Origin of the sequence: Stenotrophomonas sp. WZN-1 (assembly GCF_002192255.1) — a bacterium.
In the GTDB taxonomy this organism is placed as follows: domain Bacteria; phylum Pseudomonadota; class Gammaproteobacteria; order Xanthomonadales; family Xanthomonadaceae; genus Stenotrophomonas.
The window spans coordinates 3,683,155-3,696,353 of record NZ_CP021768.1; the positions used below are offsets into that span (position 1 = coordinate 3,683,155).

Genomic DNA, 13,199 nt, shown 5'->3' on the forward strand with positions numbered 1-13,199 from the left:
CAACGAATTCGCGACGATATCCCGACGAAGAAATTACGAAGGCCCATTTCCCTTGAACAACAACAACTTGGAGAACGCCGGGAACAGCGTGGGCGGGCGTTCGGGCAACCGCATCACGCCGATGTCGGCGCCATCGCTGACCGCCATCGCCACGAACAGGTCATGCCCGTCAGTGCTGGCGCTGAGCCCGTTGCCGGCACTGAGCCGCTCTGCGTCCAGGCAGCGTTCCGGCTCCTCGCGACCGGGCTGGATGCGCACGAGGGTGGTGCCACACGTGGTCGAGGTGCCGAGGTAACCGATGCCGCTGTTGCCGGCCACGGTCCAGGCCCGGTATCGCCAGCGGCTGGGCCGGTCATCGCTGATCTGCTGCACGCTGCCCGACGACAACGCGGCATCGGCCGACCACAGGCCACCGGCGGCCAGGCGGGTGAACAACACGCGGCCACTGCTGCGGTCGAAGCGCGCCTGCGACACCCCATCGATGCTGGCCAACCGGCGCCAGGGCTGGGTGCTGCGGTCGAACAGGCTCAACCGGGTGCGCTGGTCGGCATCGCGCTCGACCACGAACAACTGCTCCGGCGACGCGCCATACAGCGCCTGCAGCGGCTGTTCGGCCGGGATCGGCAAAGGCTGCAGTCGTTCATCGCGTGGTGCGATCTCGTAGACCACCGTGCGCCCGTGCGCGTCGCGGCCGACCACGAGCAGCTGACGGCTGTCGGCCGACCAGTCCGGTGCCTGCCGCGCTTCCGGCCGCAGCCCTTCGATGGGGCGCAGCGAATCCGGCCGCTGCATGTCCGCCCACCACAGGGCGAAGCTGCCGGAGCGATCCGAGGTGAAGACCAGTTGGCGGCCATCGGGTGCTGCCATCGGCTGTCCATCGCGGCCACTGGAGGCAAACAGGCGCTCGGGCGCGCCGCCGCCCTGCATCGGCACCTTGAACACGCCGAACTGCGCGCGCCGGTGGACGAAGGCCAGCATGCCACCACGTCGCGACACGGCGGGCCACTGCGCATCATCCAGGCCGGCATCGCGCAGCGTGCGCCGCTCGACGTCCAGGTAATAGAGCCGCGCCTCACTGTCGACGCGGCGGCCGAACACGATGGTGCGGCCATCGTCCAGCCAGGCCCAGCCACGCAGCTCTGCCGCCTCGTCGGTCAACTGCTCGGGTGTACCGCCCGCGGCCGGCACCCGCCACAGATCACCCAGCTGCGGGTTGCGCACGAACACCAGCCATTGCCCGTCGGGCGAATAACGCGGTGCGTAGTCGAAGTCATCCTGGTCGACGCTGTAGGCCAGCGCGCGCCACTCGCCGCTGGCCAGGTCCAGCACGCGGATGCCACGGTGGGCGTAGCGCCCGACCATGCTGCCGAACACCAGGCCGCGACCATCGGGTGTCCAGTCGAAGCTGAGCAGCTCGGTGCCATCGCAGCGCGTGGCCTGGCGCAGTGCGCCACCGGTAGCGCTGGCGATCAGCACCTGGCAGCCACCGTCGGCGGAAAACCGTGCGAAGGCAATCTCACGACCATCCGGCGACCAGTTCGGGAATCGATCGACCGCGCCGGCCGGCGGCACCAGCAACTGGCGTGCCGGCGCGTTGCCGGAGGTCTGCACCTTGATCGCACCACCGCCGTTGCCATCTTCGTTGGCGCCTTCATAGGCCACCAGCGAACCATCCGGTGACAGCGTGGGATAGGTTTCAAAGCCGCTGGTCGCGGTGATCAACCGATAGGGACGCTGCGGGCTGCCGATCACCCGCGTACCGTTCTCCACGGCGGCCTCCACCGGTGAACTGCTGGCCGGTGCGCGGCGCAGCAGCAGCGTGGTCATCACCAGCAGCGTGGCCAGCATCAATACGCCCAGCGCCAGCAGCACGCGGCGACGGACATGGCGCCAGCGGCGGCGCGATTCCTGCGCGCGCGCGGGCAGCACAGCGGCGCCGGTAGCTGCCGGCTGCACGTCAACGCCTTCGTCGTCAGGCAAACCCACCGCCGATGGCTCCGCATCGTCCAGCACCTGTACCGGCACCAGAAGCCGATAGCCGGTCTTGGCAATGGTTTCGATGTAGGCCAGGCCGTTGTCGTCGTCGTTGCTGAACGCCTTGCGCAGCTGGGTGATGGCCTGGGTCAGCACGTCGTTGGTCGGCAGGGTGTCCGGCCACACCTCGGCGAACAAATCGTCGCGGGTGACAACGCGGCCCGGCTGCCGCAGCAGCACGCGCAGCACGCCCAACGCCTTCGGCGTCAGCCGGCGCGGGCGACGCGCACCGACGACCTCGACCTCGCGCGAGGACAGAGTGACGATGCACTCTCCTATCCGTATCCGATCGGATACGGGGGGCTGGATTTCGCTGCTGTTCATTTTCTGCTACACAGTAGAGACAGGTCCCGGGCAGTGTTTGCCTTCGATACCGCCCCGTCCTGGGAACAGCGAAAAGCCAGACTCCGCACAAAGCATCGGCGCATACCGCAAAAACAATCGAGCGCGCGAATACTAGCCTATGCAAGTTACCTCGCCTATCGCGTGGTCGACATCAGGCTCTCTCTCGCCGACGCATTCACATAATTCGCGACACTATTCGCGCCCTGTTGGGCGCGAAATTTTTATCTGGCGTTCATTTTCACATGCGCCGCAACATGGTCAGTCCGACCAGCCGCGAAACCACCAAAGCCACGTACATCACGCCGGAAAACTGCTCCAGCATGACCAATGCGCGTGCCTGTGGATGCAAGGGAACGACGTCACTCAAGCCAACTCCAGACAGCAAGCTGAAGCTGAGATAAAGCAGCTCCATCCAACTGCGCTGCGCACCACCGCCGGTGCCCTGGAAACTGCCCGGGTACCACTGCTGGCATACCGCGAATGCGAAGGCGAAAGCCCACGCCAGCAGGGTGAAGGTCGCACCTGCGGCGAACAGCTCGTCGCGGGTGACCTTGTGGTCCTGGAGCATGTAGGCGATCAGGGCGCCGGCCGTATAGAAGTACAGCAGGCTCTCCAGCAGCTGCGCCGTGGTAAGCAGACCGGTGCGATCCAACAGCGCGCCAGCCAGCGAGAACACCACCGCGGGAATGGCCAGCAACAGCGCCAGCCAGGTGCCCAGCGGGCTGCGCTGGACTACCCACAGCGCCAGGCCGAGTACCGCCATGCCGAACATGCCCAGTGCCGCGCGGCCGGCAGCGGTGTCATCCAGCGCGGGATACAGCAGCACCGCCAGCAGTTGCGCGCCCAGCAACCAGGCCGAAGGATGACGGCGGGCGATGGCCAGCCAACGCGTGGTCATGGCAACGGGCATGGTGTCCTTTCCCCTGGGCGATGGACGGAGCATAGCGGGGTACAGCGTGATGGACGGTCGTGCCGGCCGCTGGCCGGCACCCCCGTTTCCGCATCAGCCCTGGCGGTAGACCTCGGCGCCGGCGGCGCGGAACTCTTCCGACTTCTCCTTCATGCCGGCCTCCGCGTAGTCACGCACGTCCTGGGTGATCTTCATCGAACAGAAATGCGGGCCGCACATCGAGCAGAAGTGGGCCAGCTTGTGCGCATCCTTCGGCAGCGTCTCGTCATGGAACTCCTTGGCCTTCTCCGGATCCAGGCCAAGGTGGAACTGGTCTTCCCAGCGGAACTCGAAGCGCGCCTTGCTCAGCGCGTTGTCGCGCACCTGCGCGCCCGGATGGCCCTTGGCCAGGTCGGCCGCATGCGCGGCGATGCGGTAGGCCATGATGCCGTCACGCACGTCCTGGCGATTGGGCAGGCCGAGGTGCTCCTTCGGCGTCACGTAGCAGAGCATTGCCGTGCCGAACCAGCCGATCATCGCCGCACCGATCGCGCTGGTGATGTGGTCGTAGCCCGGTGCTATATCGGTGGTCAGCGGTCCCAGCGTATAGAACGGCGCTTCGCCGCACTCGCGCAGCTGCTTGTCCATGTTCTCCTTGATCAGCTGCATCGGCACGTGGCCGGGGCCTTCGATCATGGTCTGCACATCATGCTTCCAGGCGATCTTCGTCAGCTCACCCAGCGTCTCCAGTTCACCGAACTGCGCCGCGTCGTTGGCATCGGCGATGCAGCCCGGGCGCAGGCCGTCACCCAGCGAGAAGGTCACGTCGTAGGCCTTCATGATCTCGCAGATCTCTTCGAAGTGCGTGTAGAGGAAGTTCTCCTTGTGATGCGCCAGGCACCACTTGGCCATGATCGAGCCACCGCGGCTGACGATGCCGGTCACGCGCTTGGCGGTGAGCGGCACATAGCGCAGCAGCACGCCGGCGTGGATGGTGAAGTAGTCCACGCCCTGTTCGGCCTGCTCGATCAGCGTGTCGCGGAAGATCTCCCAGGTGAGCGCTTCGGCACGGCCATCAACCTTCTCCAGCGCCTGGTAGATCGGCACAGTACCGATCGCCACCGGCGAGTTGCGGATGATCCACTCGCGGGTCTCATGGATGTGCTTGCCGGTGGACAGGTCCATCACCGTGTCACCGCCCCAGCGGATCGCCCACACCAGTTTCTCCACCTCCTCGGCAATGCCCGAGGACACGGCGCTGTTGCCGATGTTGGCATTGATCTTGGTCAGGAAATTGCGGCCGATGATCATCGGCTCGCTTTCCGGATGGTTGATGTTGTTGGGCAGCACCGCGCGGCCGCGCGCGATCTCATCGCGCACGAATTCCGGCGTGATGATCTTCTGGATCGAGGCACCAAATGCCTCGCCCGGGTGCTGGTGCAGCAGGCCGGCATCGCGGATCGCGTCCAGCCGCTGGTTCTCGCGGATGGCGACAAATTCCATCTCCGGCGTGATGATGCCGCGGCGCGCGTAGTGCATCTGCGTGACATTCGCCCCTGCGCGTGCACGGCGCGGCAGGCTGCGCGCAGGGAAACGCACGGCATCGAGCTTCGGATCATGCTCGCGGTCGCGGCCGAACGACGAACTCAGGCCGCCAAGCTGCTCGGTATCACCACGTTCCTCCACCCAACCGCGACGCAGCGCCGGCAGACCTGCGGACAGATCGATACGCACGTCCGGATCGGTGTAGGGGCCCGACGTGTCGTAGACCGTAACCGGTGCATTCTCTTCGCCGCCGAACAACGTCGGCGTGCGGGTCAGCGCGATCTCGCGCATCGGCACCTGCAGATCCGGACGCGAACCGGGTACGTGGATCTTGCGCGAACCGGGAATCGGCCGGGTTACGGATTCGGAGAGTTGCTGGGCCTGTTGCTGCAGGGCGGAGAGCTGTGCGTTCATCGGGCATCGTCCAGGAGGGTCAGGGACGAAGCGGCGGCGCACTGCGGCTGCCCCCGGACGGTCCTTGGGCGGAGTCCGGGCACGGCTGCACTGCAAAGCTTCCCTACGCCGGTATGAGCCGGATCAGGTTCCAAGGGACTGTCTCAACCGTGGCCACATGGCCGCGGTACCCCCGCTTCTTGATGTGCATTAGAGCATAGAAAGCGCTTGGTCCCAGTGCCGCATATCGCGGCATGGCGTGGATCTGCCGCACTGGCTTTAACGGAACCGTGACATCGCGTTCAGTAACGTGCACGCGCATCGTGTCATTGCGACCGATGTATCCGTCGCCGTCTTCGTGGCCCCTGCCCGGTTCGCGCTGCATGCCACCGGCCCTCCGCTGCAAGCTCTGCTCACTCCCCTCAATCCCTTGATCGGAGAAGCTCCTTCATGGTGTTTCGCGTTTCCATCGCACTGGTCCTGCTGCTGGTGCTGCTTGCCGGTATTGCGCCCGGCCCCTTCAATACCGTGGTGCAGAGCATCCTCGGTGAACTCATCCGCGGCATCGGCTGGCTGTACCTGCTGGTGGTGTTCCTGACGCTGGTGTTCCTGATGTACCTGGCTTTCGGTCGTTTCGGCAACCTGCGCATCGGTGGCGAAGACGCTGAACCCGAATTCTCGCGGGCCAGCTGGATGTCGATGCTGTTCGCCGCCGGCATGGGTATCGGCCTGGTGTTCTGGGGCGCGGCCGAGCCCATCTCGCACTTCAGCAAGCCACCGGAAGGGCTGGCACCTGAAAGCATGGATGCCGCTCGTGCCGCCATGCGCTACGTGTTCTTCCATTGGGGCCTGCATCCGTGGGCCATCTATGCACTGATCGGGCTGGCAATGGCCTGGTTCCAGTTCAACCGCAACGGCCGTGGCCAGGTCAGCGACATGCTGCAGCCGATCATCGGCCGCCACCATCGTGGATGGATCGGGCGCGTGGTCAACATCTCCGCCGTCGTCGCCACCGCGATCGGTGTGGCCACGGCACTGGGCTTCGGTACGGTGCAGATCGCGGCGGGCGTGGAGCGCGTGTTCGGCGTACAGGCCGGCGTACCGCTGCAGCTGACGATCATTGCGGTGGCCTTCGTGCTGTACATGGCATCCACGCTCAGCGGCGTCGGCCGCGGCATGAAGTGGCTGTCCAACTTCAACCTCGCGCTGGCCGCACTGCTGCTGGCGCTGGTGCTGGTACTCGGCCCCACCGGTGCGATCTTCAACACCTTCACCACGACGCTGGGGTCCTATCTCAACCAGCTGGTCACGATGAGCCTGCGCATGTCGCCGTTCTCGTCCAGCACCTGGGTCGCCGACTGGACGATCTTCTACTGGGCCTGGTGGATTTCCTGGGCGCCGTTCGTCGGCTCCTTCATTGCACGCATCTCGCGGGGACGCAGCGTGCGCGAATTCGTGATCGGCGTGGTGATGGCACCGACCCTGCTGGGCTTCTTCTGGTTCTCGGTGTTTGGCGGAACCGCAATCTGGATGCAGATCTTCGGCCAGGCCGACCTCCTGCAGGCGCTGGGCAACGGCTACGAGACGGTGCTGTTCACCATGTTCGACAGCCTTCCATTGCCTCTTCTTCTGTCGAGCATCGCGCTGGTGCTGCTGATGATCTTCTTCGTGACCTCGGCTGATTCTGCGGTTCTGGTGCTGGCCAGCATGTCCACCGATGAAGCTGGCGAGCCGCTGCCGAAACACAAGGTGGCCTGGGGCGTGGGCATCGCATTGATCGCCGGCGCGTTGCTGTTGGCAGGCGGGCTGGAGGCGCTGCAGGGCATGATCACGATCGCGGCGTTGCCATTCGCGCTGCTGATGCTGCTGGTGATGGTGTCACTGCACCGGGTACTGGACCAGGAGTACACGCGCGAGCGGCGGCAGGCGCAGCGCCAGCGGCACATGATCGATGCGTGGATCGCGCGCGAGATGGCAGCGCAGGAAGAGACGCAGGCGGAGGCCGCGCGCGCGCACGATCAGGATTGAGGGGGTTTTGCAGCCTGCGGCTGCACTGCTTTTCTCAAACAACAGCAACAGCAACAGCAACTTCAACAGCGGCTCTGGGTTGCTGCTGGTTGGGCGGGTCGGTGTGGGCTGGCAGGACACGCCGTAAACCCGTCCATGGGGGCTCGATGGCGCCATCCATGGCGCCAACGGTCCTGCCAGCCCACACCGGCCCACCCCCGACAGATTCCCGGTGACGGTGGGACCATCCACGCCATGCGTGGATGAGGTGTATCGGAAAACACGAAGGGGTCGGATCCGTTTTCCTTCGGAAAACGGATCCGACCTCAACCCACAGCGCGCGGCTGTTGCTGTTGCCTTTGCTCTTGATCTTCCTCTTTCTCTTCCTGCGGTGGCGGCCGCAGGAAACTGTCAGGGGCCGGGCGGGTGGGCTGGGCGGGGGTGTCCGCGGCATGGATGCCGCGGCCAAGTCTCCAGGGACGGATTCACGGCGTCCCCCGACCAGCCCACCCGCCCGGCCCAATCACATGATCCCGCTTCCACGAACCATCACCGCAGAGGGGGCTCAGCCCGGTGGCCGGAAAACCTCAATACCCCGCCGCCTGCCCATCCTTGCGGCTCTCCGAGGCACCGTAGTAAACCCCGGTCTCGGGATCACGCATGATCGCCTGGTACCCGCCATACGGGCCATCGGCGAACACGATGCGATGCCCCTTGCGCATCAGCGCACGCACCGTCTCGTACGGGAACCCGGTTTCCAGATTCACTTCGCCGCCATCGGTCATCGCCGTGGCCTGTCCGGTCGGTTCGGTCGAGCCTTCATGCTGGATGCGCGGTGCGTCACCGGCTTCCTGCAGGTTCATCCCGAAATCCACCAGGTTCATCACGATCTGCGCGTGGCCCTGAGGCTGCATCGCACCGCCCATCACCCCGAAGCTGGCATACGGCTTGCCGCCCTTGGTGATGAAGGCCGGAATGATCGTCTGGAACGGCCGCTTGCCCGGTGCATAGCCGTTGGGATGATTCTTCTGCAGCACGAACATCTCGCCACGGTCCTGCAGGATGAAGCCCAGCCCCGGCGGTGCCATGCCGCTGCCCATGCCGCGGTAGTTGGACTGGATCAGCGACACCATCATGCCGTCGGCGTCGGCCACGGTCATGTAGATCGTGTCGCCCTCTTCCAGCTGCTTCGGGGTGCCCGGCTGCGCTTCCTTCAGCGCCTTGTCCATCGATATCAGCGCACGGCGCTGTGCGGCGTATTCCTTGGAGATCAGCTTCTGCACCGGCGCTGGCTGGAACGCCATGTCGGCGTAGAAGCGCGCACGGTCGGCAAAGGCCAGCTTCTTCGCTTCAACGAACAGGTGCACATGCTCCGGTGAACCAAACAGGATCTTCGAGAAATCGTAGCCTTCCAGCACGTTGAGGATCTGCAGCGCGGCGATGCCCTGGCTGTTCGGCGGCAGCTCCCACACGTCATAGCCACGGTAATTGCTGCTGACCGGTTCGACCCACTCACCGTGGTGGTCGGCCATGTCCTGGTAGCTCAGGTAGCCACCATTTGCCTTGAAGTAGTCGCCGATGGTGCGGGCGATGTCTCCCTTGTAGAAGGCGTCGCGTCCGCCGTCGGCGATCTTCTGCAGCGTGCTGGCCAGATTCGGGTTCTTCCACATCTCGCCCTTGCGCGGGGCGTGGCCGTTGATCGTGAACTGTTCCTTGAAGCCCGGGTACTGCGACAGCTTGGGCACCGAGCGGTCCCAGTAGTAGGCGATCACCTCGGCCACCGGATGGCCCTCGCGGGCGTAGCGGATCGCCGGCGCCAGGTTGTCGGCCATCGGCTTGCGACCGAAGCGGTCGTGCAGCGCGAACCAGCCGTCGACTGCACCGGGCACGGAAACCGGCAGCGGGCCGGTAGCCGGGATGTCCTTCAGGCCACGACGCTGGAACTCGGCCAGGGTCAGCGACTTCGGCGAGCGGCCCGAACCGTTGTAGCCATAGAGCTTCTGCGTCTTCGGGTCCCAGACGATGGCGAACAGGTCGCCGCCGATGCCGTTGCCGGTCGGCTCCATCAGGCCAAGCGCGGCGTTGGCGGCGATCGCCGCGTCCACCGCCGAGCCACCGCCCTTCATCACGTCCAGCGCGATCTGGGTGGCCAGCGGCTGCGAGGTGGCGGCCATCGCATGCGGGGCGATCACCTCCGAACGGGTGGCGAAGGTGTGGCCGGTAATCCGGTCGGCGGCGGAAGACAGCGCGGGCACGGAGGCCAGTAGAGCGGCGGCCAGCAGGGAACGGGCAAGGCGTCGGGACACGGTCAGGTTCCGATGGAAGGGTGGTCCCTCGATCTTCGCCGCTGCGGCCTTCATGCGGTATCGGGCAGAGGTCATGGACGTTGATCCTGGAGTGGGTGCCGAAGGCCCGCACCCACCAAGGTGAAAATCCGCCAGATTCCGCGCAAAAACCGCCCTGAAAGGAGTGAATTCGGGTTCACCGAAACACTTTCAGCGGCAACCATCCTTGTGCCACAAGCGATTGCGCTGGATGCACTGGAAACCGACAAGAAATCCAACGCCAGGGTTGACATCGCCAAAACGGCTGTGTTTCTCTCGATCACATGTTGCATCACAACACGCCACCGCGAACCCACATCGAAGCCGCCGACACCGGCGCCGCCTCGCTGCGTTCGATTCTTGTGCTCGTACTTATTACCCAACCAACAGGTGCGGGACGAGCCAGCGTGTAAGCAACAAACACACCGGAACTCATCAAAACCCGCACCCGCCCCGGTGCGGGTTTTTTCATTTCAGGACCTGGTTTCAGACGCAACCACCATGAACAACGCCAACTTCAAAACCTGGGCCAGCACCACCACGACGCCTCGTGGTCGCTGTGCCTGTGCGACGCATGGCGCCTCCTCCACCGCTTTCCCCTGACCGGCCGGCACGTCACCTCGACGACCGGCCGTTCTTTTTTCTTCCCACCGCAAGGAACCTCCCCCATGAGCACCAACGACCTGCCCCAGACCAAGATCGCCGTCATCGGCTACGGCAGCCAGGGCCGCGCCCACGCACTGAACCTGCGCGAATCCGGCTTCGACGTGGTGGTAGGCCTGCGTCCGGGTGGCCCGACCGAGGTCAAGGCGCAAGCCGACGGCTTCACCGTGAAAGCACCGGCCGACGCGGTGAAGGATGCCGACCTGGTTGCCGTGCTGACGCCGGACATGGTGCAGAAGAAGCTCTACGACGATGTGTTGGCGCCGAACATGAAGCAGGGTGCAGTGCTGTTGTTCGCGCACGGCCTGAACGTGCACTTCGACATGATCAAGCCGCGCGAGGACCTGGACGTGGTGCTGGTCGCGCCCAAGGGCCCGGGTGCGCTGGTGCGCCGCGAGTACGAGATCGGCCGTGGCGTGCCGTGCATCTGGGCCGTGTACCAGGACAAGAGCGGCAAGGCGGCCGAGTACGCCCTGGCCTATGCCGGCGGTCTGGGCGGCGCGCGCGCCAACCTGATCCAGACCACCTTCAAGGAAGAGACCGAGACCGATCTGTTCGGCGAACAGGCGGTGCTGTGCGGCGGCGCCTCGGCGCTGGTGCAGGCAGGTTTCGAAACCCTGGTCGAAGCCGGCTACCAGCCGGAGATCGCCTACTACGAAGTACTGCACGAACTGAAGCTGATCGTCGACCTGTTCTACGAAGGCGGCATCTCGCGCATGCTGGAGTTCATCTCCGAGACCGCGCAGTACGGCGACTACGTCAGCGGCCCGCGGGTGATCGACGCCGGCACCAAGGCGCGCATGAAGGAAGTGCTGAAGGACATCCAGGACGGCACGTTCACCAAGAACTGGGTGGCCGAGTACGAAGCGGGCCTGCCGAACTACAACAGGTTCAAGCAGGCCGACCTGGAGCACCCGATCGAAAAGGTAGGCAAGGAACTGCGCGCCAAGATGGTCTGGTTGCAAGGACAGGCCGCGTAACCGCGCGGCCCTCCCCCACCCGCTTTGCAAGGTTCCCCCATGAACTCTTCCACACATCGCAGCGCGGCGCCCAACGGCGCGCGCTGGCTGACCCAGGCGCTGGAGGCCGAGGGCGTCCACACGCTGTTCGGCTATCCCGGCGGCACCATCATGCCGTTCTACGACGCGCTGGTGGATTCGTCGCTGAAGCACGTCCTGGTCCGCCATGAGCAGGGCGCGGCACTGGCCGCCAATGGCTTTGCCCGCGCCAGCAACCAGGTGGGCGTCTGCGTGGCCACCTCCGGCCCGGGCGCCTCCAACCTGGTCACCGGCATCGCCGACGCGATGCTGGATTCGGTACCGATGGTCTGCATCACCGGCCAGGTCGCCACGCCGCTGCTGGGCACTGACGCCTTCCAGGAACTGGATGTGTTCGGCCTGACCATGCCGATCGTCAAGCACAGCTGGCTGGTGCGCAGCGTCGATGACCTGCCGGGCGTGGTCGCCGATGCCTTCCGCATCGCCCGCGAGGGCCGGCCCGGCCCGGTGCTGATCGACCTGCCCAAGGACGTGCAGCTGGCCGATGCCAGTCATCTGCCGGCGCACGTGCCGAGCAGCGTCGAACCGCCACCGGCGCCGGCCGAAGTCGCCATCGCCGAGGCCATCGCGGCACTGGCAGCCGCCGAAAAGCCGGTGGTCTACGCCGGTGGTGGCATCGCGCTGAGCGACGCGGTACAGGACCTGCGCGACTTCGTCGAGGCCAGTGCCATCCCCACCGTGATGACCCTGCGTGGGCTGGGCGCGCTGCCGGCCAACCACCCGCAGTCGCTGGGCATGCTGGGCATGCACGGTACCCGCGCGGCCAACATGGCGGTGCAGGAAAGCGACCTGCTGCTGGTGTTGGGCGCACGCTTCGACGACCGTGCCACCGGCAAGCTGGCCGAGTTCGCACCGTTCGCCCGTGTCGTCCACATCGATGCCGACGCCTACGAGATTTCCAAGCTGCGCAGCGCCGATGTCGCCGTGCCCGGCAATGTCGGCCATGCTATCCGCGCCCTGCGTGCGGCCTTCCCCTCCCCCAAGGCCCACCAGGACGCATGGCGCAGGCGCTGTGCACAGCATCGTGATCGTTTCGCTGCGCGTTACGACGCCCCCGGCCAGCACATCTACGCCCCGGCGCTGCTGAAGCGCCTGAGCGAGCTGGCACCGGCCGATGCAGTGATCGCCTGCGATGTCGGCCAGCACCAGATGTGGGTGGCGCAGCACTGCCGCTTCAACCACCCGCGCAACCACCTGACCAGTGGCGCGTTGGGCACCATGGGCTTCGGCCTGCCGGCAGCGATGGGTGCGCAGTTCGCCTGCCCCGATCGCACCGTGGTGCTGGTGTCCGGCGACGGCAGCTTCATGATGAACGTGCAGGAGCTGGCGACCATCGCGCGTTGCCGCCTGCCGGTGAAGATCGTGCTGCTGGACAACAGTTCGCTGGGCATGGTGCGGCAGTGGCAGGAGCTGTTCTTCGCCGAGCGTTACAGCGAGATCGACCTGTCCGACAACCCGGACTTCGTGGCGCTGGCGCAGGTGTTCGGGATTGCCGCGACCCGCATCGACGCGCGGGATGACGTCGAAGGTGGGCTGGCCGCGCTGCTGGCCGAGCCCGGCCCGGCGCTGCTGCACGTGGCCATCGATGCACGCGCCAACGTGTGGCCGCTGGTGCCGCCGAACACCGCCAACAGCACGATGCTGGAAAGCAATCCCGCCCACGCACGCCAGGAGACCCCCAATGCAATACCGGCTTGACCTGGTGCTGCACCCGGCCGAAGGCGCGCTGCTGCGCGTGATCGGCATGGCCGAACGCCGTGGCTTCGCGCCGCGTGCGATCAGCGGTGCGCCGGTGGCCGCCGACGATGGCCGCTGGCACCTGCAGCTGGTGGTGGATGGCCAGCGCCCGGCGGAAACGCTGTGCCGGCAGATCGAGAAGATCTACGACTGCGTGTCCGTGCAGGTCACCGCCATGGAAGGAGCATCCGTATGAACACCCGT

9 protein-coding genes and 1 riboswitch are annotated in these 13,199 nt (G+C 65.7%); of the genes, 5 read left to right on the forward strand and 4 right to left on the reverse strand.

Annotated features, from left to right (window positions below):
- Positions 1-33: 33 nt before the first annotated feature.
- From CCR98_RS17265 to thiC, 3 genes are all read right to left on the reverse strand, one after another.
- Complete coding sequence (locus CCR98_RS17265; RefSeq protein WP_087923555.1) at positions 34-2,358, reverse strand: winged helix-turn-helix domain-containing protein; 2,325 nt, start codon at positions 2,356-2,358, stop codon at positions 34-36.
- Between the two features lie 259 nt (positions 2,359-2,617).
- On the reverse strand, positions 2,618-3,289 hold the full coding sequence (locus CCR98_RS17270; protein ID WP_087923556.1) for an ion channel: 672 nt from the start codon (positions 3,287-3,289) through the stop codon (positions 2,618-2,620).
- A gap of 93 nt (positions 3,290-3,382) precedes the next feature.
- Positions 3,383-5,227 (reverse strand): phosphomethylpyrimidine synthase ThiC, encoded by a 1,845-nt coding sequence (gene thiC / locus CCR98_RS17275; protein WP_087923557.1) that lies wholly within the window; start codon positions 5,225-5,227, stop codon positions 3,383-3,385.
- An 82-nt stretch (positions 5,228-5,309) separates the two neighbouring features.
- Positions 5,310-5,411: riboswitch (TPP riboswitch) on the reverse strand.
- A 245-nt stretch (positions 5,412-5,656) separates the two neighbouring features.
- On the opposite strand from thiC, the gene CCR98_RS17280 reads away from it, so the two are divergent.
- A complete protein-coding gene (locus tag CCR98_RS17280) occupies positions 5,657-7,234 on the forward strand; it encodes a BCCT family transporter (RefSeq protein WP_087923558.1) in 1,578 nt (525 codons plus the stop codon).
- Positions 7,235-7,800: 566 nt separating this feature from the next.
- Here the strand turns inward: CCR98_RS17280 and ggt are convergent.
- Complete coding sequence (gene ggt / locus CCR98_RS17285) at positions 7,801-9,594, reverse strand: gamma-glutamyltransferase (RefSeq protein WP_232463044.1); 1,794 nt, start codon at positions 9,592-9,594, stop codon at positions 7,801-7,803.
- Between the two features lie 45 nt (positions 9,595-9,639).
- Here ggt and CCR98_RS21135 point away from each other — a divergent pair, with 45 nt between their 5' ends.
- The 4 genes from CCR98_RS21135 to CCR98_RS17300 all read left to right on the forward strand — a co-directional run bounded on the left by CCR98_RS21135 (position 9,640) and on the right by CCR98_RS17300 (position 13,191).
- A complete protein-coding gene (locus CCR98_RS21135; RefSeq protein ID WP_157721544.1) occupies positions 9,640-10,140 on the forward strand; it encodes a hypothetical protein in 501 nt (166 codons plus the stop codon).
- A 65-nt stretch (positions 10,141-10,205) separates the two neighbouring features.
- On the forward strand, positions 10,206-11,180 hold the full coding sequence (gene ilvC / locus CCR98_RS17290) for a ketol-acid reductoisomerase (RefSeq protein ID WP_012512037.1): 975 nt from the start codon (positions 10,206-10,208) through the stop codon (positions 11,178-11,180).
- Between the two features lie 39 nt (positions 11,181-11,219).
- Positions 11,220-12,956, forward strand: coding sequence for an acetolactate synthase 2 catalytic subunit (ilvG, locus tag CCR98_RS17295; RefSeq protein WP_087923559.1), 1,737 nt, complete (start codon positions 11,220-11,222; stop codon positions 12,954-12,956).
- Positions 12,940-13,191 (forward strand): ACT domain-containing protein, encoded by a 252-nt coding sequence (locus CCR98_RS17300; RefSeq protein WP_087923560.1) that lies wholly within the window; start codon positions 12,940-12,942, stop codon positions 13,189-13,191. The genes ilvG and CCR98_RS17300 overlap by 17 nt, the downstream gene beginning before the upstream one ends.
- Positions 13,192-13,199 lie beyond the last annotated feature (8 nt).

Bases quoted from the DNA above. Each gene is read 5' to 3' on its own strand.
- CCR98_RS17265 (WP_087923555.1), bottom strand. From the start codon at position 2,358: ATGAACAGCAGCGAAATCCAGCCCCCCGTATCCGATCGGATACGGATA.
- CCR98_RS17300 (WP_087923560.1), top strand. From the start codon at position 12,940: ATGCAATACCGGCTTGACCTGGTGCTGCACCCGGCCGAAGGCGCGCTG.
- ilvC (WP_012512037.1), top strand. From the start codon at position 10,206: ATGAGCACCAACGACCTGCCCCAGACCAAGATCGCCGTCATCGGCTAC.
- ggt (WP_232463044.1), bottom strand. From the start codon at position 9,594: ATGACCTCTGCCCGATACCGCATGAAGGCCGCAGCGGCGAAGATCGAG.
- CCR98_RS17280 (WP_087923558.1), top strand. From the start codon at position 5,657: ATGGTGTTTCGCGTTTCCATCGCACTGGTCCTGCTGCTGGTGCTGCTT.
- ilvG (WP_087923559.1), top strand. From the start codon at position 11,220: ATGAACTCTTCCACACATCGCAGCGCGGCGCCCAACGGCGCGCGCTGG.
- thiC (WP_087923557.1), bottom strand. From the start codon at position 5,227: ATGAACGCACAGCTCTCCGCCCTGCAGCAACAGGCCCAGCAACTCTCC.
- CCR98_RS17270 (WP_087923556.1), bottom strand. From the start codon at position 3,289: ATGCCCGTTGCCATGACCACGCGTTGGCTGGCCATCGCCCGCCGTCAT.